Genomic DNA, 24,134 nt, shown 5'->3' with positions numbered 1-24,134 from the left:
TCACTGTCGCTTCGCGCCAGATCGCGAGCAAGCTTGCTCCCACGGCCTCCGGCCAGAATCAAAAGCAGCTGCGCCTAGTGGATGATTAGGCGCCAGCTCTTTTAGTTACTGATCGCCAGAATACTCGCCTGATACGCCCCGACGAAGGTGTCGAAATCCACCGGCTCTTCGGCCTGTTCCAGCTCGGATTGCTGGGCTAGGGATTCGCGGGCGCGGGTTTCGAAATCCGTTTGGTCGTCGACGCTCAGCGGGCGGCTGCGGAAGTATTCCGCGTGAACCTGCGCCTGACGCAGCGAGAACGCCGTAAAGCCTTCCTTGCGCTCCGTCATGGCAGCCAGTACTTGTGCCGACGGCGTCAGTGACGCGTCCGCGACCTTGGCCCGTTGAACGGCCAGCGATTCTGCGTGTTCAGCGATCCCTTGGCTCTTGTCCAGCAGTGCGATGATCGGTTCGATCTTGTCCAGCAACTCATCCGCCCAGACTTTCAGGTCGATGGTGGACGTGTTGCGGCTCAGTTGCAGGCCAGGACGACGGCCTTCCTTGACCACGGTGAGGAAGTTGCTGCTGGCATTTCCGCATTCGCAGTCAGCCAGTTGTGGGCTTTCCTGCAGGGCACAGAACAGAATGAAGGCGTCGATGAAGCGCGACTGTTGCAGGTCGATCCCGACCGGCAGGAACGGGTTGATGTCCAGGCAACGGACTTCGACGTACTGAACGCCACGAGCCATCAAGGCCTGAATCGGACGCTCGCCGGAGTAAGTCACGCGCTTCGGACGGATCGTCGAGTAGTACTCGTTTTCGATCTGCAACACGTTGGTGTTGAGCTGAATCCACTCGCCATCCTTGTGCGTGCCGATTTCGGTGTACGGCGCGTAGGGCGTTGCCACCGCTTTGCGCAGGCTGTCGGTGTAGGTCAGCAAATCGTTGTAGCACGGCGTCAGGTCGGCTTGGGCGTTGCTCTGATAACCCAGATCGCTCATGCGCAGGCTGGTGGCGTAAGGCAGGTAGAGCGTGTCGGCGTCGAACTGTTCCAGCTGGTGCGAGCGACCGCGCAGGAAGCTGGCATCCAATGCAGGCGAGGCGCCGAACAGATACATCAGCAGCCAGCTGTAACGACGGAAATTGCGGATCAGGCCGATATAGCTTTCGGACTGGAAGTCGCGATCGGTGCCGTCGAAATCCTCGGTCTGCCGCAGAACGGACCAGATGTCTTCAGGCAGCGAGAAGTTGTAATGGATCCCTGCGATGCATTGCATCGTCTTGCCGTAACGCAAGGCGAGGCCTTGGCGGTATACGTACTTGAGCTTGCCGATGTTCGAGGTGCCGTAATAGGCGATCGGGATGTCTTCCTCGGCCGGCAGCGGGCACGGCATCGAAGGGCTCCAGATGTACTCGTTCCCCAGCTTGCTATAGGCGAAGCGGTGGATCTTTTCGAGGCTGTCGAGGGTGTCGGCAGGATTGGCCAGTGCTGGCGTGATGAACTCCAGCAACGACTCCGAATAGTCGGTGGTGATCTGCTCGTTAGTCAGTGCAGAACCCAGGCTTTCAGGGTGTGGCGTCTGGGCCAGGCGGCCCTCGCCCGTAACGCGCAGGCATTCACGCTCGATACCGTGCAGGCACTTCTCCAGAAGGGAGAGGTGAGATTGCTCGCCGAGCAGAGCCAGGCGGCGATTGAGAAGTTCGCTCAAGTTGGATTCCTTCACGCGTCAGTCGGCCCTATATGGGGGCGATATGGCGATCTACAAGGGTGAAGAAAGGAACTGGCGTTTTCGCCTCGTTTTCGGTCCGAACGCCGATGCCCGTCACTGATCATTCCCACAAGCTGTCACGTGGGAACGACCAGAAAATTTCGACACTGATACACAGCGCCGAAATTAACCCATATCCCTATCGGACAGCTACACGATCGCGAATGTGCCTTGTGCTTTCGCGACCAGTTTTTCGGCCTGATGCACGGCAGCTTCGACCACCAGTGTGCGACGACCGGCGTGCAGCACTGTTGCGACACAGATGACTTCGCCATCCGCCACGCCGCGCATGTAGTTGATCTTGCACTCGACCGTCACGCTTTGCTTGTCGAAGCCATGGGCGCTGGAGCAGGCCAGCCCCATGGCGATATCGACCAGACTGAACAGCGCGCCGCCGTGCATGACATTGCCGCGATTGCGCAGGTGTGGCTCCAGCGCCAACGCCACCTCTGCGACGCCTTCCTCACTGAGCCGCACGACACGGCAGCCCAGGGTCTTGAAGTAAGCGCTTTGTGTCAGCTCGTCCGGGATATCCATCAGCGTTTCTTCAGTTGCTTGGCGTTGGCGAACAGCGAAGCCATGGCGTTATTGGCCGGGGCGGCTGTCGCGGTTTCTTTGCGCGGCGCGCTGGTTTGTTGCTGCCGTGGTGCTGCCCCAGGCCGTGCACCACGGGCGCCGTCGATTTTCTCGCCCGGCGTGTCGCTCATGCGCATCGACAGACCGACGCGTTTGCGCGGGATGTCGACTTCCATGACCTTCACTTTCACCACGTCACCGGCTTTGACGGCTTCGCGAGGGTCCTTGATGAATTTCTCCGACAGCGCAGAGATATGCACCAGACCGTCCTGGTGAACGCCAATATCAACGAACGCGCCGAAGTTGGTCACGTTGGTGACGACACCTTCGAGGATCATGCCCAGTTGCAAGTCTTTCAGGTCTTCGACGCCGTCCTGGAACTCGGCGGTCTTGAATTCCGGGCGCGGGTCGCGGCCTGGTTTCTCAAGCTCCTGAAGAATGTCGGTGACGGTTGGCAGGCCGAAGGTCTCGTCGGTGAATTTCTTCGGGTCCAGACGCTTGAGGAAGCTGGCGTCGCCGATCAGCGAGCGAATGTCGCGGTCGGTTTCGGCAGCGATGCGTTGTACCAACGGGTACGCCTCAGGGTGAACGGCGGACGAATCCAGCGGGTTGTCGCCGTTCATGACGCGCAGGAAGCCTGCGGCCTGTTCGAAGGTTTTCTCGCCCAGGCGCGCGACTTTCTTCAGCGCGGCGCGGGTCTTGAAGGCGCCGTTCTCGTCACGGTGGGTCACGATGTTTTGCGCCAGTGTCGTGTTCAGACCGGAAATTCGGGCGAGCAGGGCGACCGACGCTGTGTTCACGTCGACGCCCACGGCGTTCACGCAGTCTTCGACCACGGCGTCCAGACCGCGTGCCAGCTTGAGCTGCGACACGTCGTGTTGGTACTGGCCAACCCCGATGGATTTCGGATCGATTTTCACTAGCTCGGCCAGTGGGTCCTGCAGGCGACGGGCGATGGACACCGCGCCACGGATCGACACGTCCAGATCCGGGAATTCCTTGGCGGCCAGTTCCGACGCCGAGTACACCGATGCACCGGCCTCGGAGACCATGACCTTGGTCATTTTCAGTCCTGGGTATTTTTTGATCAACTCAGCGGCCAGTTTGTCGGTTTCGCGGCTGGCGGTGCCGTTGCCGATGGCGATCAGGTCGACCGAATGTTTGGCGCACAAGGCGGCCAATACGGCGATGGTCTGATCCCATTGGTTTTTTGGCACGTGCGGGTACACCGTGGCGTGGTCCAGCAGCTTGCCAGTGTTGTCCACGACGGCCACCTTGCAACCGGTGCGCAGGCCTGGGTCGAGACCCAGTGTGGCGCGCGGGCCAGCGGGGGCGGCCAGCAGCAGGTCGTGAAGATTGTGGGCGAAGACATTGATCGCTTCGGTTTCAGCGCCATCGCGCAGCTCGCCCAGCAGGTCGGTTTCCAGATGGGAATACAGCTTGACCTTCCAAGTCCAGCGCACGACTTCACCCAGCCATTTGTCCGCCGGGCGGTTCTGATTCTGCAGGCCGAAGCGCTCGCTGATCATCATCTCGCACGGGTGCAGCGTGCCTGGCAGCTCTTCACCCACTTTTAGCGCGGAGCTGAGAATGCCTTCGTTGCGGCCGCGGAAAATGGCCAGCGCACGGTGGGACGGCATGCTTTTCAAGGGCTCGTCGTGTTCGAAGTAGTCGCGGAACTTGGCGCCTTCTTCTTCCTTGCCGGCCACGACGCGCGCGCTGATCACGGCTTCCTGCTTGAGGAAGCTGCGCAACTTCTCCAGCAGCGTGGCGTCTTCGGCAAAACGCTCCATCAGGATGTATTTGGCACCTTCCAGCACGGCCTTGACGTCAGCGAAGCCTTTTTCGGCATCGACAAAGCGCGCGGCTTCGGTGTCCGGCGTCAGGCTCGGGTCGTTGAACAGGCCATCCGCCAACTCGCCGAGACCTGCTTCGAGAGCGATCTGGCCTTTGGTACGGCGCTTCTGTTTATAAGGCAGGTACAAGTCTTCGAGGCGGGTCTTGGTGTCGGCGAGCTTGATGTCGCGCGCCAGTTCCGGGGTCAACTTGCCTTGCTCTTCGATGCTCGCAAGGATGCTGATGCGACGTTCGTCCAGTTCACGCAGATAGCGCAGACGCTCTTCCAGATGACGCAGTTGCGTGTCATCGAGGCTGCCAGTCACCTCTTTACGGTAGCGAGCGATGAACGGCACGGTAGAGCCTTCATCCAGTAACGCGACGGCCGCTGCGACCTGTTGCGGGCGGACGCCGAGTTCCTCGGCGATGCGGCTGTTGATGCTGTCCATAAAACCACCTGGCAAATGTGTGTGCAAAAAATCCGGCTGCTGGCGAAGGCCTTGAGCGAGTGGTGCCTGATCTTGAGGGCGGCGCATTATACCCAGTGAACCCGGATTAGGGGATTGCCTCGTCGGAGGGCTTGTCAGGACTGCACAGCTACTCTGTAGATATGTGTAATGCCCCGTGCAGAGCATCCGTGTGACCCCAGGAAAAATCTGCTAACAATGCACACGGTGCACATAACAGCAGCTACGCCATAATGCGCGCCGAGATCAAAGGAGCTTCCAATGAGCAGCACTGCACAAACGGCTGAAGGCGAGAAAATCCTCATCGTTGATGATGACCCGGGTCTGAGCAGCCTGTTAGAACGTTTTTTTACCAGCAAGGGCTACCGCGCCCGTGCTGTGCCCAATGTCGAGCACATGGATCGTCTGCTGGCTCGGGAAGTGTTCCATCTCGTCGTGCTGGATTTGATGCTGCCCGGCGAAGACGGCTTGTCTGCCTGCCGCAGACTGCGTGCCGCGAACAACCAGGTGCCAATCATTATGCTGACGGCCAAGGGCGACGAGTTGAGCCGCATCAAAGGGTTGGAACTGGGCGCCGACGATTACCTGGCCAAGCCGTTCAACCCCGATGAACTGATGGCCCGTGTCAAAGCGGTCCTGCGACGCCAGTCCGCGCCGGTGCCCGGTGCGCCTGCCAGTGAAGACGAAACCGTCACGTTCGGTGAATACGAGCTGTCGCTCGCCACTCGCGAGCTGAAAAAGGGTGATCAGGTTCACATGCTCACCACCGGCGAGTTCGCTGTTCTCAAGGCGTTGGTCATGCACGCTCGGGAGCCGCTGACCCGCGACAAATTGATGAATCTTGCCCGAGGACGCGAGTGGGACGCGTTGGAGCGATCCATCGATGTACAGATTTCACGCCTGCGCCGTTTGATCGAAGTCGATGCCGCCAAACCGCGTTATATCCAGACCGTCTGGGGTGTGGGTTATGTGTTCGTGCCCGACGGTGCCAACAAGCAGTAAGCACATCGACAGGTTGCCTGTCGGGCGCTTTGATCGCCTGCTTACGCCAGCCAGTCATTTCGCGCCTCCCAAGAGGGGGTGTCGAGGTGGCTGGTTTTGCTGTCTCTTGCCATTCGCGACATCTCGCGAGTTTGCCTCGCTCCTGCAAAGTGTATAGCCACCGTTATGAAGACTCCGCTCTGGTTCCCGCAAAGCTTCTTTTCCCGCACCCTGTGGCTGGTGCTCATCGTCGTGCTGTTTTCCAAGGCGCTGACGCTGGTGTATCTGCTGATGAACGAAGACGTGCTGGTCGACCGTCAGTACAGCCACGGCGTCGCGCTGACCTTGCGGGCGTATTGGGCGGCAGATGAAAGCGACCGGCAGACGATCGCCGATGCGGCGGGGCTGATTCGCGTCGTCGGCGGTGGCGTACCGGAAGGCGAGCAGCACTGGCCTTACTCGGAAATTTATCAACGCCAGATGCAGGCCGAGTTGGGAGCCGACACCGAAGTACGGCTGCGGGTCCACGCGCCGCCTGCGCTGTGGGTTCGCGCGCCGAGTCTGGGCGATGGCTGGCTCAAGGTCCCTTTGTATCCTCACCCGTTACGCGGTCAGAAAATCTGGAGCGTACTCGGCTGGTTCCTCGCCATCGGTTTGCTGTCCACGGCGTCGGCCTGGATTTTCGTCAGCCAGCTGAATCGGCCACTCAAACGTCTGGTGTTCGCGGCTCGCCAATTGGGGCAGGGGCGTAGCGTCCGTTTGCCCGTCAGCGACACCCCCAGCGAAATGACCGAGGTGTACCGCGCCTTCAATCAGATGGCGGAGGACGTCGAACAGGCAGGGCAGGAGCGGGAGCTGATGCTGGCCGGGGTTTCCCACGACTTGCGCACGCCGCTCACGCGATTGCGCCTGTCGCTGGAATTGATGCCCAAGGACAACGAATTCATGGATGGCATGGTCCGGGACATCGAAGACATGGACGCGATTCTCGATCAGTTCCTGGCGTTCATTCGTGATGGACGCGACGAAGAAGTCGAGGAAGTCGATCTGGTCGAACTGGTTCACGAAGTGGTGGCGCCGTACAACAGCCCGGTCGAGCAGGTGCGTTTATGCCTGGAATCCATCCCGCCGTTTCCGCTGCGTCGCGTCTCGATGAAGCGCTTGCTCGCCAATCTCATCGGGAACGCCATGCACCATGCGGGAGATGGCGTTGAAGTGGCAGCTTATGTGTCAGGTGACAGCGGCGCGCCTTATGTCGTGCTCAGCGTGCTGGACCGAGGCATGGGCATTGACCCCTCCGAGCTGGAAGGCATCTTCAACCCCTTCATCCGCGGCGACCGTGCCCGCAGTGGCAAAGGCACCGGGCTGGGCCTTGCCATCGTCAAACGCATCGCTGCCATGCACGGCGGCAACGTCGAACTGCGCAATCGATCGGGAGGCGGGCTGGAAGCGAGGGTTCGGCTGCCGTTGGGGTTGATGCTGCCGAGGGATGCGGACTGATTCGAGCTGGCGCTCGCCCAAGCTGTTTGGCCGCATCGGGTTTCAGCTCTTGTGCAGCAAGGTTTACTTGCGCAGAGCTATTGCGACCAGACGTTAAGCATCAAGAAACGAAAAAAGACGCACAAGGCGTCTTTTTTTTGTTAACGGTAAAGCAGATCCGGACACCACTTGCGAGCCGCCTTGCGCGACTACGGTTTTCACCGCTGGGAAGCGCTCGATCTCATCCGGTCAGTCGCTTCGACAGGGCTGATGGTATTGGAAACCCTGGACGGGGTCAATTTAGGCGTCACCCTTTCCCCTTCGTCCGCGTCATGTGCGGGCCGCCGTTTTTCTCGATGTATTGGATGATCATCCCTGCCACGTCCTTGCCGGTCGTGGCTTCGATGCCTTCCAGGCCCGGCGATGAGTTCACTTCCATCACCAGTGGCCCGTGGTTCGAGCGCAGGATGTCCACACCTGCGACGCTCAGGCCCATGACCTTGGCGGCGCGGATGGCAGTCATGCGTTCTTCCGGCGTGATCTTGATCAGGCTGGCGGTGCCGCCCCGGTGCAGGTTGGAGCGGAATTCACCGGGTTTGGCCTGACGCATCATCGAAGCAATCACCTTGTCGCCCACCAAGAAGCAGCGAATGTCAGCGCCTCCGGCTTCCTTGATGTACTCCTGCACCATGATGTCCTGCTTGAGGCCCATGAAGGCTTCGATCACCGATTCCGCTGCCGTTGCCGTTTCGCAGAGCACGACGCCGATGCCTTGGGTGCCTTCCAGCACCTTGATCACCAACGGTGCGCCGTTGACCATCTGGATCAGGTCGGGGATGTCGTCAGGGGAGTGAGCGAAACCCGTCACCGGCAGGCCGATTCCGCGCCGCGACAACAATTGCAACGAACGCAATTTGTCCCGAGAGCGCGCGATGGCGACGGATTCGTTGAGCGGGAACACGCCCATCATCTCGAATTGACGCAGCACGGCGCAGCCGTAGAAGGTCACGGAAGCGCCAATGCGCGGTATGACCGCGTCAAAGCCTTCCAGGGGTTTTCCTCGATAGTGAATCTGCGGCTTATGACTGGCGATGTTCATATAGGCGCGCAGGGTATCGATCACCACAACCTCATGGCCACGCTGAATGCCAGCTTCGACCAGACGGCGAGTTGAATACAGACGCGGGTTTCGCGAAAGCACAGCGATCTTCATGCAACACCTGTGGCAGAGGGATTGGAGGCCGGAAAGACCGGTTTGTCCTGAACGTAAGTAATGCCCGGATTGACCACCAGTTGGCCGTCAATCAAAGCCTTGGAACCCAATAACAACCGGTAACGCATGGCCTTGCGGCAGGCGAGGGTGAATTCCACTGGCCAGACCCGATCTCCCAAGGCAAGGGTGGTGCGAATCACGTATCGCACCTGCGCCTGGCCGTTGGAGCTCTTGATGGTCTTCATCGCTACCAACTGCGCTTCGCAACGGCGATGTCGTAACTGCACGACGGTCCCCAAGTGAGCGTTGAAGCGCACCCACTTTTCGCCGTCGCGTTCGAAAGGTTCGATTTCCGTGGCATGCAGGCTGGATGTGCTGGCCCCGGTGTCGATTTTCGCGCGCAAGCCTGCCACCCCCAAATTGGGCAGCGCCACCCATTCGCGAAGGCCGATGACTGTGAGATGGTCGAATGTTTTCAAAGCGATTCCGTCAAGTTGCGCGTTCTCCCTGACACCCGAAAAGCCGGGGCCAAGGCTTGAAATGCAGGCTGCTCAATGCCAGCGCCGATGACTCTAACGGCCAACGCGGTCTGCTGTGTGACAATCCGGGAACGATAGCCGCACGAGCGATAAAGCGCATACCCCTACGCATGTGCGGGGAATTCTAATCAAGGTTTGAGATTACTGCGCGCCCGGCGTTGCGTAGTACAGTTCTGACTATTACCCGATTGAGGAATTCAGATGGCACAAAAAGCAGAAGAGGACGACAAGGTTCGTCTGGACAAATGGCTCTGGGCAGCGCGTTTCTTCAAGACTCGCGCGCTGGCGAAAGCAGCGATTGAAAGCGGCAAGGTGCATTGCCGAGGCGAGCGTTGCAAGCCCGGGAAGGAGCCGCGCATTGGTGACGAGTTTCAGATTCGAGCGGGGTTCGATGAGCGCACGGTGGTGGTTCAGGCGCTGTCCATCGTTCGTCGGGGGGCGCCGGAAGCTCAGTTGTTGTACAGCGAAACACCGGAAAGCCTCGCGAAGCGGGAACAGGCGGCCGAGATGCGCAAGGCCGGAAGCCTTGGTGTGACCACGGACGGCAAACCGACCAAAAAGCAGCGACGCCAGCTGTTTCATTTTCGGTCGGGGGATGACTGAGTACGTGCTCGCGGGGTGAACGTCTGGTCGCGGTGTGTAGGAGCCACCCCCGGCGGCCCCTGCCAATGTGGATCTCTTACAATCGTGCGCCTGGCTTCATGATGCTAAGACAGCCCAGCAGCGGCACCTTGGCGAACAGGTTGAAAATCGGCGCCATGACGTGCAACAGAAAGCGTGTGGCCACTGCCACGAACGGCGTGTAACAACTCCAGGCCAACGCGAGCAGGGCGATCATCACGCCGCCAATGTAATCGTCCTGACCCCAATGAGCGCCAGCCACCAGGCGGGGCATCATGAACAGCAGCGCCAGCACCCAGATGATCACGCGCTGACCCACCGTACGGCTGAACACAGTCATGAACATCGCCCAGATAAGCAGCACCGAAGCGTGGTCGCCGGGAAAGCTCTGGCTTGAGCGGTCCTTCAACTGCCATTTGTCTTCCAGTGTGGGGAAGATTTCGCTGAGCTTGATCGCGTCCGGGATCACCATGGAGGCGCTGTCATGTTGCAGGGAGGTGTGATCAATGATTTTGGAGAACACCGTGCGAATGATCAGCAACAGAATCAACGTCAGTACGAAGCCGATCAGCGCGGCGCGGGTTTGTACCGCTTTGAATACCCAGTCGCCCTTGATCAGCAGCACCAGCAAGATCAGCCCGACGACGATATCGAACGGGCGCATACTGGCAATCGTCCAGATCCACAACCACATTTTGTTTTGCTCAAGTGGGCGGTTCAGCACATGGAAAAACCATTCGTCGAATTGGGTGAAAGCGGCGTGGCCTGTGGGCCAGATCCACACCAGTAGCAGTGCTAGCGCGATCAGATTACACAGCAGGAATTTTTTGGCGTTCCACTTGGCTTGGAACAACGCGGGATAGTCCATAAGATGCCCCCATCGGCATGACAGTGCACCCATCGGTGCTAAACGGCGTTTTATAAGCGCTTGTCATCACTTTGTCATTACTCAGATACCTTTCTTCATATGCAAAATTTCCCGGACATCGATTACACCCAACGTTTCATCTTCGACGAGAGCGACGTTCGCGGTGAGCTTGTGGCACTGGAGCGTAGCTACGCTGAGGTACTTGCCAAGCACCCTTACCCTGAGCCGGTTGCGCAACTGCTCGGCGAAATGCTCGCTGCAGCTGCCTTGCTGGTCGGCACGCTGAAATTCGACGGCTTGCTGGTCTTGCAGGCGCGGTCGCTGGGGCCGGTTTCGCTGCTGATGGTCGAGTGCTCCAGCGACCGCGAAATCCGCGGCATCGCCCGTTATGACGAAAGCCTCATCACCCCGGGAGCCACGTTGCAGGAGCTGATGCCAGACGGCGACCTGACCATGACCATCGATCCTCGCCAAGGTAAACGCTACCAAGGGATCGTGGGGCTGGACGGCGTCGACCTGTCGGCGTGCCTCTCCAGCTACTTCGTGATGTCCGAGCAATTGCCTACGCGCTTCTGGATCAAGGCTGACGGCAAGCGAGCGCGCGGTCTTCTGCTTCAGCAGCTCCCTCCCGCACGTCTCACTGACGCGGAAGAGCGCGAAGCCAGCTGGCAGCACGTCAATACCCTCGTCGATACCCTTACCGCCGAAGAGCTGCTGAGCCTGAACAACGAAACCGTGCTGCATCGTCTCTTCCATGAGGACGCCGTGCGCATGTTCGACATTCAGCCGCTGGTGTTCCGTTGCAGCTGCTCCCGCGAGCGCTCCGCTAACGCGCTGGTCAGCCTGGGCCTTGAGGATGCGCAGCAGTTGGTGATCGAACACAACGGCATGGTCGAGATCGATTGCCAGTTCTGTAATCAGCGTTACCTGTTCGATGCCGCTGACGTGGCGCAGCTGTTTGCAGGCGGTGGGATCGATACCCCTTCTGACACCCGTCATTAATGTAGTGTCGATGTAGTGCCAAGGTCGGGCTGAATGGTTTCCGCCCGGCCTGCTTGGCTCTGGATTATGTAGTTCTGACAGTTGGCCCCTACCTTTTTTGGCCTTTTCTGGCATAATCCGGCCCACTTTTCAGCTGTAGTAGTTTGGGTTTTTCTACTACAAAACGTTTGGAGCACTCGGCCAGCGGGCCGACGGGGAATCTCATGACGCAAGCCAACAACGCCGTTTACACCGATCTCAGTGTCGACGAACTGGTTCAAGAAGCCCTCAAACGCGAAGAAGGCGTACTGTCCGACACCGGCGCGCTCGTCGTCGAAACCGGTCACCGTACAGGTCGCTCGCCAGCGGACCGTTTCATCGTCGATGAGCCGAGCACGTCGTCGGCCATCGCCTGGGGCCCGATCAACCGCAAATTCCCTGCTGACAAGTTCGATGCCCTGTGGGCGCGTGTGGAGTCGTTCAACAACGCTCAGGAACATTTCGTTTCTCACGTCCACGTAGGCTCGGCATCCGACCACTACCTGGCCGTCAAGATGACCACTCAGACTGCCTGGCAGAATCTGTTCGGTCGTTGCCTGTTCATTAATCCGGCCCAGTACAACCCTGCTGGTCGCCAGGAGTGGCAGGTGCTGAACGTTGCCAACTTCATCTGCGAGCCAGAACGCGACGGCACCAACTCCGACGGCTGCGTCATCCTCAACTTCGCACAGAAGAAGGTGCTGATCGCAGGCATGCGTTACGCCGGCGAGATGAAAAAAGCCATGTTCTCCGTGCAGAACTTCCTGCTGCCGGCCGCTGACGTGCTGCCAATGCACTGCGCCGCCAACATCGGCGAAGAAGGCGATGTGACCCTGTTCTTCGGTCTGTCGGGCACTGGCAAAACCACCTTGTCCGCAGACGAGAGCCGTTACCTGATCGGTGACGATGAGCACGGCTGGGGCGAAGGTGTTGTGTTCAACATTGAGGGCGGTTGCTACGCCAAGTGCATCGACCTGTCGGAGAAGAACGAGCCGGTCATCTGGAAGGCCATCAAGCATGGCGCTGTGCTGGAAAACGTCGTTCTCGACGCCAACCAGCACGCCGACTACGCAGACAGCAGCCTGACCCAGAACAGCCGCGCTGCATACCCGCTGGAACACGTTGAAAAGCGCTCCGAGAAAAACTTCGGTGGCGAGCCAAACGCTGTGATCTTCCTGACCTGCGACCTGACCGGCGTTCTCCCGCCCGTGTCGATCCTCAGCGAAGAACAAGCGGCCTACCACTTCCTGTCGGGCTACACCGCGCTGGTCGGTTCGACCGAAATGGGTTCGGGCGCTGGCATCAAGTCGACCTTCTCCACTTGCTTCGGCGCACCGTTCTTCCCGCGTCCGGCCGGCGAATACGCTGAGTTGCTGATCAAGCGTATCCGCGGCTTCGGCTCGAAGGTTTACCTGGTCAACACCGGCTGGACCGGCGGCGGCTACGGTGTTGGCAAACGCTTCAACATCCCGACCACCCGTGGCGTTATTGCCGCGATCCAGAGCGGCGCGCTGATCGGTGCAGAAACCGAGCACCTCGACACCGTTAACCTGGACGTGCCGAAATCCGTTCCAGGCGTCGACACCGGGCTGCTCAACCCACGCAACACCTGGGCCGACAAAGCAGCGTACGACGAAGCGGCCAAGGCACTGGCCGGTCTGTTCATCGAGAACTTCAAGAAGTTCGACGTGAGCGATGCGATCAAGGCAGCGGGTCCGAAGTTGTAAGACCGGGCTTTGCTGACCAAAAAACCGCCTCCAGGGGCGGTTTTTTTATGGATATCTTTCGGCGTCAGTCTTGCCCGATCTTATGGCTCAGCCTGATTTCCCCGTCACCGGAAAATCCTGCGTGATGTCGAAACTGCCCTTGGCAACGACGTTCTTCGCGTTGCACAGTTTCGCGTCGAAACCGGGGTGGCGTTCGCCGTGTTGGGCCGCGAAGGCGGCGGCTTCTTTGGTGCATTCGTCGGTGGGCTGTTCGGGGGAGAGTGCGGCGTTGAACTGAAACGTGCCTACCAATCTATAACGGTCCAACAGCTTGTTGGATGAGGCCAGCTTCTCGATCTTGCTGAAGTCGAGTTTGACGTTGCTGTTCGCGCCGTCCTTGTCTGTGTCGAAATACTGGTAGTACGAGCCGGTGTCGTAGGACGCGCTGTTTTCATCATGGGCGACTTCTACGCGGCCACCCTGAAACATGATCGCCTGTTTCTGTTGGTCCGGGTCCTCGAAAGAGAAACCGAGGATGGGCCCGATGCTGACTTCGTTGCGATCACCGTCTGCTTCCTGGTCCGCACTGAGCGTCAGCCAGTTCGCGCCGGGCAGCTTGCCGGGCAGGAAGCCGACGCTGACGGCATCGCCTTTGGCTTCGTAGTGCAGATTCATGGCACCGCTCACGTCTACCGTCATCGACTTCGAGAGGCCGCGAGCGTCGGCAGAGGCGCTGCTGGCTTTCTCGGGGTTTTTATCGCCGCAGCCTGCGAGGGTGGCAATCAGGGCGGCGAACATGAGCGGAAGGTAGCGAGTGTGGGTCATGGGGTTTTCCTGAAGTGATCGGCTGAAAGCCTCTGCTTGGCGGAAGGTATGACCGCTGAAATCGCGTTTTGTCGAGCCAGTGACTGAAAAATGTTGCCGAGGTCTTTGTTGGCAAGCTCGCCCTCGACGGTGATTCATGATCCCGGTCAAGAGCGAGACAGTTGCCTGGAATTCTTGATGACGTATTGCCGCTTCGTTTATGTCATGGCAGGGTGTCAATCGGTCTTTCAGTTTTACGCATAATGTGAAGCGATACAGCTTGAACGGTGTTGTAAATCACATTCAATAAAATGGAAGTGAAATTTCAAACAATGGGCTTGTGAAAACTCGACGTTGGCGCAACAGGGGCGGACAAGCCTGCGTTGGGAAAGAATGCATTGCCGTTCACGGCTGAAAACTTCACACCCTTATCGCCCCACGAGACGCGGCGCTCTCCGGCGTCCGCTTCCGTAATGGCGGTATAAGATTTGCTGCGCATACCGATAAAACTCTTATCGTTCCGTGCAATCACTTTCAAATACTCATCAATTCTGGCGGAAGTCAGCTTGAGCATTTTATTCAGCGTAGCCCCCCAGCGAGTCAGACTTTGCTCGGCGTAATGACGGATGATCAAACCCGGTTCCGTAAAAGCATTTCTGCCATTGGCGCCATCATCGGCCGCGTTGCCCACTAACGTTGCGTGGCGACCTGCCATTGGGAAGATATGCACCTGGGTGCCTGGCGCGGTGCGCGGCGCTACGCAGGCGAAACCTTTGGAGCGTTCATCACGTGCGTAAAAGCCAATGTACTGTTTGACGTTGGCACCGAGCGTGACGCGGTGAGCCTGGAAGTTCAGCGCACCCGGCACAGGATCGATGGCGAAAATATTGACGGCAATGTGCTTCAGCTCAGGGTCTGCCAGCATGGCATTGGCCAACATATGGCAGCTGATGCCGCCGCGGCTCCAGCCCACCAGATTGACTTGTTTGGGAATCGGGCGGCCTTTTTCATCTTTCTTGCGGAAGATCTGGATGATTTTTTCCTGAAGCTGCTGGGGGGTGACTTTGCGATCACCATAGTCGAAGTTTCGCCACATCCAGCACCCGGTGCGATCCAGGTCTTCAATGGGAATGTTGGATTTTTTCAGCCGGTCGTATTCCTCTTTGGTCAGCTTCGTGCGCTGCCAGTCGGTTTTGCCCTTGATCATTGCCAATGCATGACCGACATTTTCTTCCCAGCCTTTGCCAAACAGCGTTCCGGTCATGCCATAGCCGCCGGGCTCAGTGAACAGGTTATCGGCTTGCAAGTTGCCACTGCCAGGGCCATCAATAATGATCCAGTCGGCAAACTCTCGGTTGTTCATGTTTGAAGCCAGTGTGGATACCAGCTCGCCGTCCCAATAGCTTTTATTGAATGGGTCAAAACTGTTAGAGCCGGTACCGCAAAAGAATACTGTTAAAACACTCATGATTAATTACCCTTTGGGTTGATAGGTCTCCAAAAGGTAGGTTGAGGATATTCATTTGGCAAAAGCGTAACTGTTTCGCAATATGAGCCTGTCAAAAGGCTCCAAAGTGTGTCAGTCCGCATCAGGGTCGATAAGTATTAGCCGCCTCACAGAACTGTTCCTGTGCGAGTTTGTTTTTCTCGTCCCTGTCTTTGGCAGCGCGCTTTGTCCAGTCGCTGCACATGTCTTTGAAGTACGGTGCAGCGGCGCGACGGCATTCGCGATATTCGACGCTGTCTGCTTTGAAGTTCATGCACACGCTATTGTTTTCGACGTGATTGTTGTAGATGCGGTAGCGCGCTTCGTACCGATTGCGCCCATCCACTTCCCTGATGAGTACGCCCGCGACTTCATAGCGACGGCCCGTTTCAGCCTGAGGCTTGGCGGCGGTCGCCTTGTACTGCGCCATGTAACGGTCAGACACCATGCCCTGTGGTCGGGGTGCGTTGTAGTCCGTCGGTTGAATATCGCCAAACCGGCAATTGATGACGTCTCGGTCGATCACATTGCCTTGCTTCATGCAGTCGTCGAGCGGCTTTGACGTCGCAGGTTGGGTGGTATCTAGCTTGGGAGCGACGTAGACCACTTGCTCGGTCGTCCGCATTTCGGGTGTTTGAGCCTCGGGTTCAGGTGCTTCGATGACGTCAGCCGCCGGTAACGTGGCGACGGGCATCGGAGCGGGTTTCTGCGTATGAAACATCTCAGCGACGAGGTAGAGAATCGCCATCACTAGCGCCAGACAGATCAACACGCTGCTGAGCGGCCACGTACTTTTGGCAGGTGGGAGTTTTCTTTTTGCGGGGTGCGAACCGAGCACGACGTCGAACTGGTCTGGCGTCAGACGCTGTATGACGATCTGGCCGTCATCCTCAGGCGGCAGGGTGGGTTGCATGGCCTCTCCTTGGCGATTTTCGTGCTGCAATGGGGCCCCTAGGCCCTCTTCAGCGAGTGAAATCAGATGTGAGTAAAAGTTGCGGCGAGGTTAAACGGCGCGATGTCGTTTTGCTAGTCGTGCACATCCCTCGCTTATCAGAGATGTATCCTGTTTGGCATTTCTGTAACGGTTTAGGTGTTCGTCGCCCGAACCTGCCGCGCTAAGGTTCAGGCCTTTGCGACGGTTCATGGAGGGCGGCACATGCATCAAACGCTTGAGCAGGTTTTCGGTTATCGGCAGTTCCGCGCCGGACAAGAGGCAGCGATCAGCGCGGTACTGGCGGGTCGTTCCGTTGCCGCGATCTTTCCCACCGGCTCCGGAAAATCGCTGTGCTATCAGCTGCCAGCCTTGTTGTTGCCCCATCTCACGCTGGTGGTCTCACCCTTGCTGGCCCTGATTCAGGACCAGTTGACCTTTTTGCAGCGCCACGGCATCTCAGCGGCGAGTATCGATTCGGCACAGAGTCGTGAAGACGTGACAGACGTGATGAACCGCGCCCGCTCCGGCGAACTGAAAATTCTGATGATTTCGGTAGAGCGTCTAAAAAATGAGCGATTCCGGCACTTCATCGCGCAGGTGCCGATCTCGCTGTTGGTGATCGACGAGGCGCATTGCATCTCGGAATGGGGGCACAACTTCCGCCCGGACTATCTCAAGCTTCCGGACTACCAGCGCGAATTCAATATCCCGCAAGCGCTGTTGCTGACCGCCACTGCCACTCCACACGTCATCGAAGACATGCAGAGCAAATTCGCCATCGCGCCCAAAGACGTGGTGACGACCGGGTTTTATCGGCCGAATCTCACGCTGTTGGTCGAACCCACGCCGGGGCGCGACAAACGCAGACGCCTCACGCAATGGTTCGGCGAACGGGCGGGGCAGCCGAGCATCGTGTATGTCACGTTGCAGAAAACCGCCGAATTCGTGGCAGCGCATTTGGCGGAGCAGGGCATTCCGGCGCAGGCCTATCACGCCGGATTACCCCACGACAGACGCGAGTCGATCCAGCGCCAGTTCATGGCGGGGCGCCTGAACTGCATCGTCGCTACCATTGCGTTCGGGATGGGCATCGACAAAAGCGACATCCGCAATGTCGTGCATTTCGATCTTCCCAAATCGGTCGAGAACTACAGCCAGGAGATTGGCCGGGCAGGGCGCGACGGTGCCGTCTCCGAGTGTCTGGTGCTGGCCAATCGCGACAGCCTCAACGTGCTGGAAAATTTTGTGTACGGGGACACGCCCGAGCGCGAGGGGATTCGTCGGGTGCTGGAGGATTTGCTCAGTGCGCGCCATGACGGCCAGTGGGAATTCTTGCTGCTGCATCTTTCCGACATGAGCAACATCCGCCAGCTGCCGTTGAAAACGTTGCTTGTTCAGCTTGAACTGCGCGGGATCATTGCCCCTCGTTACTCGTATTTCGCGGAGTACCGCTTCAAATATTTGATCGAGCCAGACGCGTTGGTGCAGCAGTTCCAAGGAGAGCGGCAGCAGTTCGTGCAGGCATTGGTCGAGACTTCACGCCGTGCGCGAACCTGGGCGACCGTGGACTTCGACGCGGTTTATCAGCAATACACGGCGGAGCGCGGGCGTGTGGTGACAGCCCTGGATTTCTTTCAGGAAAAGGGCTGGATCGAGCTAGAGACCAAGCAGATGACCGACGTGTACAACGTTCTGGTGACTGACTTCGATACCGACGTGCTGAGCGAAGAGCTTCACGCTTACTTCGTGCATCATGAGACGACCGAAGTGGCGCGTATTCACGCGATGCTGGATCTATTCGCGAGTGAACAGTGCCTGAGTCATCGCCTTGCTCAGTACTTTGGCGATGAGCGGGCGCCTGAGCGCTGCGGGCATTGCTCGGTGTGTGCAGGGCATGTCGCGGTGTTGCCGGAGCCTCCCGAGCTGAGGCCGCTCGATGAGCGGGATCTGGGGGATTTGTGCAGCGAGTTTGTCAGCAAGCATTTGCAGGCGTTGGGGCATGATCCCAGCCTTGAATGCGTGACCCGGTTTTTATGCGGAATCAGCGTGCCGGTGTTTACCAAACTCAAGGCCCGGGGCATTCCTGGTTTCGCGGTGCTGGAGGATTACCCCTATGGCGAAGTGAGGGCTTGGGTTCAGGGCCAACTTCAGTAGGGGCTGCAGATGCAGTCTCCTGTGGGAGCGAATTCATTCACGATGCGTATTCTGAGGCGCAGATGATGGTGTTGTTACGCCGCCATCGCGAATGAATTCGCTCCCACAGGTTTCATGGATACCCTAAATCGTCATAGTGTCAGGTCCGCACTTGCCCACCGAGGACAACGCATGAGCGAAACTCCGATACGCGCCGACTACCGCCACTTTCAGCCCATCACCACACGCTGGCATGACAACGACATTTACGGCCATGTGAACAACGTCACCTACTACAGCTTCTTCGACAGCACCGTGAACAGCTACCTGATTGAGCAGGGCGGGCTGGATATCCACGATGGGGCGGTGGTGGGGTTCGTGGTCAGTTCGTCCTGTGATTACTTTGCGTCAGTCGCTTACCCTGACCTGATTGAGGTGGGGTTGCGCGTCGGAAAACTGGGGAACAGTTCAGTGCAGTACGAGCTGGCAGTGTTCAAGGTGGGTGAAGAAGAGGCGTGTGCGGCGGGGCGGTTCGTGCACGTGTTCGTGGATCGGGCCTCGAATCAGCCCGTGCCGATTCCTGTGGCGTTGCGCGCGGCGATGGAGCGTCTGGTGCTCTGAAGCGCCTGGAAACGCAAACCGGCCGCGTTATCGGCGGCCGGTGAATGTCCCTGTCGAAGGCGTTGCGCTGCTGTCAGCGATGACGCCAGCCGCGATGACGGCCGTGGTCGTAGTGACGCTTGCCATGACCGCCGTGGTAGTCGCGACGGTCACCGCGATAGCCGCGACGATTGTCGTCACGACGGCTCTCTTCGCCCATATAGTTACCCAGCGCGCCACCGGCACCGCCACCTGCTGCTGCGCCGATCAGGCTGCCAGTGCTGCCGCCGACGCTGCGACCAATCACGTTGCCGCCTGCCGCGCCTAAACCGCCGCCGATGGCGGCTTCAGTACGGTTGTGACGGTTGGCGCCCACTGCGCCACCAGCCGCGCCGCCCAGTCCTGCGCCGATGGCAGAACCGGTGCTGCCGCCGATTTGTTGGCCGACAACTGAACCCAGTACCCCACCCAATGCGCCGCCCACGCCAGCGTTCAGGTTATCGCCTGCTGAGGCGAAACCGGTGGCCAGCGAGAGGGACAACAACAGAATCGAGGAATACTTCATGTAGGGATGCTCGTAGGGATGACGACGCGATCCTGCAATCATGAAGAAAATGTCACAATCGAAATCCGACGAATAACACGACTTGTATACAAAAGCCTAAGTTATTGTTTTTGATGCGGAACTTACTGAAGTTTGACGAGTCCTAGATTACTTCCCAAAGGCCCAAATCATGCGATTTGGGCCTTTTTTGTGGTCAGGACTGTGCTAGCGAGCCTAGGTTGACTTCGGTGTACGAGGATCATCTGTAGGAGCGAATTCATTCGCGAGACGTCATTTCAATCGACGTCTCTCTATCGACTTCAAAGCCCTCTCGCGAATGAATTCGCTCCTACAGGGGGGATAGCAGCGCGGGTTAAATAATCCGCGCCACCTCGGCGTGCCGCTCCAGCTTGATCGCCACGAACTTGGACGTTGGCGTATGGCTGCCATCGCCAATGCTTTCCAGCGGCACCAACGGGTTGACCTCTGGGTAGTAAGCCGCTGCCTGGCCCGCCGGAATATCGAACGGCAGCAGGGTAAAGCCCTTCACGCGCCGTTCGATGTCATCGCCCCAGATCGACACGATGTCGGCTTTCTGGCCGGGTACGAAGCCCAGGCGCACGATGTCGGCCTCGTTGAGGAACATCACGTCACGCTGGCCTTTCACGCCGCGATAGCGGTCATCCAATCCATAGATCGTGGTGTTGTACTGATCGTGGGAGCGCATCGACTGCATGATCAGGTCCGGAATGATGCCGGTCCCACGAATGCTTTCGTGCACAAGGTCCACCGGCAGCTCGTTTGCCTTGAAATTGGCGCGTGCGCTTGGCGTGTTCCATTTGCGCGAACCGGCCGTGCTGCCCAGATAGAAGCCGCCGGGATTCTTGATCTTCTCGTTGAAGTCTTTGAACGCCGGGATGGTGTCGGCGATCAGGTCGCGAATGCGCCCGTAATCTGCTGCCAGCCACAGCCAGTCCACAGGCTGCTTGCCCAAGGTGGCGTTGGCGATGCCTGCCAGAATGGCGGGCTCGGAGCGCATGTGACGTGACAGCGGTTTCAACTGGCCGTTGGATGCGTGAACCATGCTGAAGGAGTCTTCCACGGTGACGGCCTGCGGGCCTTCAGCCTGGATATCGATGTCGGTGCGACCGAAGCACGGCAGGATCAGCGCCTCCTTGCCGTGGGCCAGGTGGCTGCGATTGAGCTTGGTGCTGATCTGCACGGTCAGGTCGCAATTGCGCAGGGCTTCGAACGTACGCGTGCTGTCCGGGGTTGCCTGAGCAAAGTTGCCGCCCAAGGCGATAAACACTTTCGAGCGCCCTTCCAGCATCGCGTGGATCGCTTCGACGACGTTGTGGCCGTTTTCGCGCGGCACTTTGAACTGGAAGCGTTTTTCCAGCGCATCGAGGAAGAACGCCGGTGGACGCTCGTTGATCCCCATGGTGCGGTCGCCCTGCACGTTACTGTGGCCACGCACCGGGCACAGGCCCGCGCCTGGCTTGCCGATGTTGCCGCGCAGCAGCATCAGGTTGGCGACTTCCTGGATGGTCGGGACCGAATGGCGATGTTGGGTGATGCCCATCGCCCAGCACATGATCACGTTCTTGGCGCGGGCGTACATCCGGGCAGACAGCTCGATGTCGTCCAGCGTCAGGCCCGATTGCTCGACGATGAATTCCCATGAGGTCGCGTCGACGGTGGCGAGGTAATCCTGCACGCCGTCGGTATGCTCGTTGATGAACGCGTGGTCGAACACCGCTGGCTCATTCTTGGCCTGGGCTTCACGTTCCCATTGCAGCAGGAACTTGGCCATGCCACGCATCATGGCCATGTCGCCGCCCAGCGCTGGGCGGAAGAACGCGGTGTTGGTCGGCTCGGAACCGTTGGTGAGCATTTCCAGTGCATGTTGCGGGTGCTGGAAACGTTCCAGGCCACGCTCCTTTAGCGGATTGACGCTGACCACCTGGGCGCCGCGCTGTACGGCTTCACGCAGCGGTTCAAGCATGCGCGGGTGGTTGGTGCCAGGGTTCTGGCCCAACACGAAGATCGCGTCGGCGTGTTCGAAGTCGTCGAAGGTCACGGTGCCTTTGCCGACGCCCACACTTTGCGACAGCGCTACGCCACTGGCCTCGTGGCACATGTTCGAGCAGTCAGGGAAGTTATTGGTCCCGTAGGCGCGCACGAACAGCTGATACAGATAGGCGGCTTCGTTGCTGGCCCGGCCCGAGGTGTAAAACTCGGCCATGTTCGGGCTGGGCAGGTTGTTCAGGTGCTTGGCGATCAGCGCAAATGCGTCGTCCCAGGCGATCGGTTTGTAACGATCGGTCTGGGCGTCGTAGACCATCGGCTCGGTCAGGCGGCCTTGATACTCCAGCCAGTAATCGCTCTGCTCCAACAGCGCACTGACGCTGTAGCGGGCAAAGAAAGACGGGTCGACGCGACGCTTGGTGGCTTCCCAGTTGACCGCCTTTGCGCCGTTTTCACAGAACTTGACCAGGCCGCTTTCCGGCGAGTCGCCCCAAGCACAGCCCGGGCAGTCGAAGCCGCCGTTCTGGTTGGTCTTGAGCATCATGCGCAGGTTTTTCAGCGCGTTGTCACTGGTCAGCCAGGCTTTACTCACACTGATCAGCGCACCCCATCCGCCGGCCGGACCTTTATAAGGCTTGTAGCGAGGAACGGGGGTCTTGTCGGCTTGTTTGTGCATGCTCACGCGTTAATTCTCCAAGGCCGGGCTGTAGACCCGCGGCGCGCTGTGTTTTGGCAGATGAATGAGGTTGAGGTTGTGCCGACGCGCCCATTGCAGCGCCAGGCCGGTAGGCGAGGACAGGCTGACAAGGGTTTTTATCCCGGCACGCAGGACTTTCTGGATCAATTCGAGGCTGCAACGGCTGGTCACGACCGCCAGGCCGCCCGCCGTGGGAATGTTTTGGCGGATCAGCGCCCCGATCAGTTTGTCGAGGGCGTTGTGTCGACCGATGTCTTCGCGACCGAGCAGCAGTTCGCCTTTATCGTTCATGAACATCGCGGCATGGACGGCACCGCAGTACTGGCCCAACGGCTGGAATTCGTCCAGGCGCTCACGCAAGCCGTGAAGCCATTCGGCCGGGGGCAGCGGAGCGCCGGGGAGTACGTTCAGCTCAGGCAAGGCCTGTTCCACGGCTTCGACCCCGCACAGGCCGCAACCGGTGGTTCCGGCCATTTGTCGACGCTGAGTCTTGAGGTTCCAGAACGCGCGGCTGGCAATTTCGACTTCCGCCGTTTGCGCAGAACCGCAGCCGCCAAGCTTGATGTCGTAGATTTCGTCGGGGGATTCGATGATGCCGCTGCCGATGCTGAAACCGACGATAAAGTCTTCCAGATCGGAGGGCGTCACCAGCATCACCGCCTGGCTGATGCCATTAAAGGCAATGGCCAGCGCCACTTCCTCTGCGAGCACGGTGGGCTCAGAAGCGTCGTGCTCCAGATTCGAGTAGGTGTAGGGCTGGCTTGCGGCAGGCGCGGGCAGTTGTTTTGCGGGCGCCGTGCTTTCCTTGTGCTTGGTATGCATCGGGACGTACCGGCAGAGTTTCCAGGCCCCTAGCCTAGGCCTCTCGTCGGATGGCGTCTAATCGCTAGTACTGATGCCGTAATAGATGACGTCGATCAAGATGCCGCGATCATTTTGTGATACTCGCCAAAGCACGCCTCGGCCAGCGCGGATCGTGGCGCCGAGCGACGCATGATGAGTCCCAGGCGGGCCAGTGTCTGCGCCTGTTCGATGGGCTGCAGACGCAGGTGATCTGTCAGCGTTTCGAGCCCGCCGTCCAGCGGCATGATCGCGCAGCAGAAACCGGCTTGTACGGCTTGCAGCAGTTGATGGACGGCGTCGGTCTGGATCAGCGGCTGGGGTTCCAGCCCACGGGTCTGGAAGTTGTGGTCAATGGACTGGCGAAAGTGCATGCCGCTGGTGAGCATGCCCAACGGCAATTCGATCAGGCTCTCCCAGCTCAGGGGGGCGTCACCGAAGCTGAAGTGGCGCTGATCGTACATTAGGCCCATGCGCGTTTCCGCCAGCTCCAGCGAGTCGAAGCGTTCCGAGTCCAGCCGTTCCAGGTATGAAACGCCGAGGTCGAGCCGGTTGCTCGCCAGTTGGTCGAGGATTTGTTCGGAACTGAGGGACGACAATTCGAAGCGCATGCTTGGGTGATTGTTGTGCAGGCGTTGCAGCAACGGCAGCGGATCGAAGTTGGACAGTGGCACGACACCCAATCGCAAGGTACCGACGAGGTGCCCGCGACAGGCAGCGGCTTCGGCCTGCAAACCGTCATAGGCCGCCAACACCGTACGTGCCCACGCCAGCACACGCTCGCCTGGGGCTGTGAAGCCTTCGAAACGCTGACCGCGGTTGACCAGCGGTAGGTCCAGCTCTTCTTCCAGACTGCGCAGACGCATGGAGAGGGTCGGCTGAGTGATGTGGCAACGCGCAGCCGCCTGCCCGAAATGACGGGTTTCGTCGAGGGCAATCAGGAATTTCAGCTGTTTGATGTCCATCTTCACTCCGCAAGGCACAGGTCGGCTCGGGGATTCTAGCGCGGCAGGA

At 59.0% G+C, this 24,134-nt stretch carries 20 protein-coding genes; 7 read left to right on the top strand and 13 right to left on the bottom strand.

The features are described from left to right. Window positions 1-101: 101 nt before the first annotated feature. From gshA to AAEO81_RS29575, 3 genes are all read right to left on the bottom strand, one after another. Window positions 102-1,688: a glutamate--cysteine ligase gene (gene gshA, locus AAEO81_RS29585; protein ID WP_341960702.1), complete on the bottom strand. Its 1,587-nt coding sequence runs from the start codon at window positions 1,686-1,688 to the stop codon at window positions 102-104. A gap of 210 nt (window positions 1,689-1,898) precedes the next feature. Beyond that, window positions 1,899-2,285 (bottom strand): PaaI family thioesterase, encoded by a 387-nt coding sequence (locus AAEO81_RS29580; protein ID WP_341960700.1) that lies wholly within the window; start codon window positions 2,283-2,285, stop codon window positions 1,899-1,901. Beyond that, window positions 2,285-4,609 (bottom strand): Tex family protein, encoded by a 2,325-nt coding sequence (locus AAEO81_RS29575; protein ID WP_341960698.1) that lies wholly within the window; start codon window positions 4,607-4,609, stop codon window positions 2,285-2,287. The genes AAEO81_RS29580 and AAEO81_RS29575 overlap by 1 nt, the downstream gene beginning before the upstream one ends. Window positions 4,610-4,888: 279 nt before the next feature. Here AAEO81_RS29575 and ompR point away from each other — a divergent pair, with 279 nt between their 5' ends. Continuing rightward, window positions 4,889-5,629 carry a two-component system response regulator OmpR gene (gene ompR, locus AAEO81_RS29570; protein WP_166594164.1) on the top strand — a complete coding sequence of 247 codons (741 nt, stop codon included), beginning with the start codon at window positions 4,889-4,891 and terminating at the stop codon, window positions 5,627-5,629. Between the two features lie 165 nt (window positions 5,630-5,794). Continuing rightward, entirely contained in the window at window positions 5,795-7,108 is a 1,314-nt protein-coding gene (locus tag AAEO81_RS29565; RefSeq protein WP_166594165.1) for an ATP-binding protein, read from the top strand. A gap of 286 nt (window positions 7,109-7,394) precedes the next feature. Here AAEO81_RS29565 and rimK read toward each other — a convergent pair whose 3' ends face one another. After that, window positions 7,395-8,300 (bottom strand): 30S ribosomal protein S6--L-glutamate ligase, encoded by a 906-nt coding sequence (gene rimK / locus AAEO81_RS29560; protein WP_341960697.1) that lies wholly within the window; start codon window positions 8,298-8,300, stop codon window positions 7,395-7,397. Beyond that, entirely contained in the window at window positions 8,297-8,752 is a 456-nt protein-coding gene (locus AAEO81_RS29555) for an ATP-dependent zinc protease (protein ID WP_178115705.1), read from the bottom strand. Before AAEO81_RS29555 ends, rimK begins: the two co-directional genes overlap by 4 nt. 288 nt (window positions 8,753-9,040) lie before the next feature. Here AAEO81_RS29555 and AAEO81_RS29550 point away from each other — a divergent pair, with 288 nt between their 5' ends. Then, window positions 9,041-9,442 carry a S4 domain-containing protein gene (locus AAEO81_RS29550; protein WP_166594167.1) on the top strand — a complete coding sequence of 134 codons (402 nt, stop codon included), beginning with the start codon at window positions 9,041-9,043 and terminating at the stop codon, window positions 9,440-9,442. Between the two features lie 76 nt (window positions 9,443-9,518). Here AAEO81_RS29550 and AAEO81_RS29545 read toward each other — a convergent pair whose 3' ends face one another. After that, window positions 9,519-10,328 carry a phosphatase PAP2 family protein gene (locus AAEO81_RS29545; RefSeq protein ID WP_341960695.1) on the bottom strand — a complete coding sequence of 270 codons (810 nt, stop codon included), beginning with the start codon at window positions 10,326-10,328 and terminating at the stop codon, window positions 9,519-9,521. 99 nt (window positions 10,329-10,427) lie between these two features. On the opposite strand from AAEO81_RS29545, the gene hslO reads away from it, so the two are divergent. Continuing rightward, on the top strand, window positions 10,428-11,330 hold the full coding sequence (hslO, locus tag AAEO81_RS29540; RefSeq protein WP_341960694.1) for an Hsp33 family molecular chaperone HslO: 903 nt from the start codon (window positions 10,428-10,430) through the stop codon (window positions 11,328-11,330). 203 nt (window positions 11,331-11,533) lie between these two features. Next, window positions 11,534-13,075: a phosphoenolpyruvate carboxykinase gene (locus AAEO81_RS29535; protein WP_341960692.1), complete on the top strand. Its 1,542-nt coding sequence runs from the start codon at window positions 11,534-11,536 to the stop codon at window positions 13,073-13,075. Window positions 13,076-13,162: 87 nt separating this feature from the next. Here AAEO81_RS29535 and AAEO81_RS29530 read toward each other — a convergent pair whose 3' ends face one another. From AAEO81_RS29530 to AAEO81_RS29520, 3 genes are all read right to left on the bottom strand, one after another. Further along, complete coding sequence (locus AAEO81_RS29530) at window positions 13,163-13,879, bottom strand: hypothetical protein (protein WP_341960690.1); 717 nt, start codon at window positions 13,877-13,879, stop codon at window positions 13,163-13,165. Between the two features lie 304 nt (window positions 13,880-14,183). After that, window positions 14,184-15,326, bottom strand: coding sequence for a hypothetical protein (locus AAEO81_RS29525; protein WP_341960689.1), 1,143 nt, complete (start codon window positions 15,324-15,326; stop codon window positions 14,184-14,186). A 121-nt stretch (window positions 15,327-15,447) separates the two neighbouring features. Then, window positions 15,448-16,257, bottom strand: a complete 810-nt coding sequence (locus AAEO81_RS29520; RefSeq protein ID WP_341960687.1) for a hypothetical protein — start codon at window positions 16,255-16,257, stop codon at window positions 15,448-15,450. A gap of 243 nt (window positions 16,258-16,500) precedes the next feature. Here AAEO81_RS29520 and AAEO81_RS29515 point away from each other — a divergent pair, with 243 nt between their 5' ends. Continuing rightward, window positions 16,501-18,432, top strand: coding sequence for a RecQ family ATP-dependent DNA helicase (locus tag AAEO81_RS29515; protein WP_341960685.1), 1,932 nt, complete (start codon window positions 16,501-16,503; stop codon window positions 18,430-18,432). A 171-nt stretch (window positions 18,433-18,603) separates the two neighbouring features. Next, on the top strand, window positions 18,604-19,032 hold the full coding sequence (locus AAEO81_RS29510) for a thioesterase family protein (protein WP_341960683.1): 429 nt from the start codon (window positions 18,604-18,606) through the stop codon (window positions 19,030-19,032). Between the two features lie 73 nt (window positions 19,033-19,105). Here the strand turns inward: AAEO81_RS29510 and AAEO81_RS29505 are convergent, their stop codons facing one another. The 4 genes from AAEO81_RS29505 to AAEO81_RS29490 form a co-directional block, all read right to left on the bottom strand. Then, a complete protein-coding gene (locus AAEO81_RS29505) occupies window positions 19,106-19,576 on the bottom strand; it encodes a glycine zipper domain-containing protein (protein ID WP_166594176.1) in 471 nt (156 codons plus the stop codon). A gap of 352 nt (window positions 19,577-19,928) precedes the next feature. Continuing rightward, complete coding sequence (locus AAEO81_RS29500) at window positions 19,929-22,259, bottom strand: FdhF/YdeP family oxidoreductase (protein WP_341964651.1); 2,331 nt, start codon at window positions 22,257-22,259, stop codon at window positions 19,929-19,931. Between the two features lie 9 nt (window positions 22,260-22,268). Then, window positions 22,269-23,102 carry a formate dehydrogenase accessory sulfurtransferase FdhD gene (gene fdhD / locus AAEO81_RS29495; protein WP_341960682.1) on the bottom strand — a complete coding sequence of 278 codons (834 nt, stop codon included), beginning with the start codon at window positions 23,100-23,102 and terminating at the stop codon, window positions 22,269-22,271. A 95-nt stretch (window positions 23,103-23,197) separates the two neighbouring features. Beyond that, window positions 23,198-24,085: a LysR family transcriptional regulator gene (locus AAEO81_RS29490; protein WP_341960680.1), complete on the bottom strand. Its 888-nt coding sequence runs from the start codon at window positions 24,083-24,085 to the stop codon at window positions 23,198-23,200. Between the last annotated feature and the right edge of the window lie 49 nt (window positions 24,086-24,134).

This window comes from Pseudomonas sp. RC10, assembly GCF_038397775.1.
Lineage (GTDB): Bacteria > Pseudomonadota > Gammaproteobacteria > Pseudomonadales > Pseudomonadaceae > Aquipseudomonas > Aquipseudomonas bambusae.
Note: the sequence above shows the minus strand (reverse complement) of the source record. Positions and strands in the feature narration are given on the sequence as shown.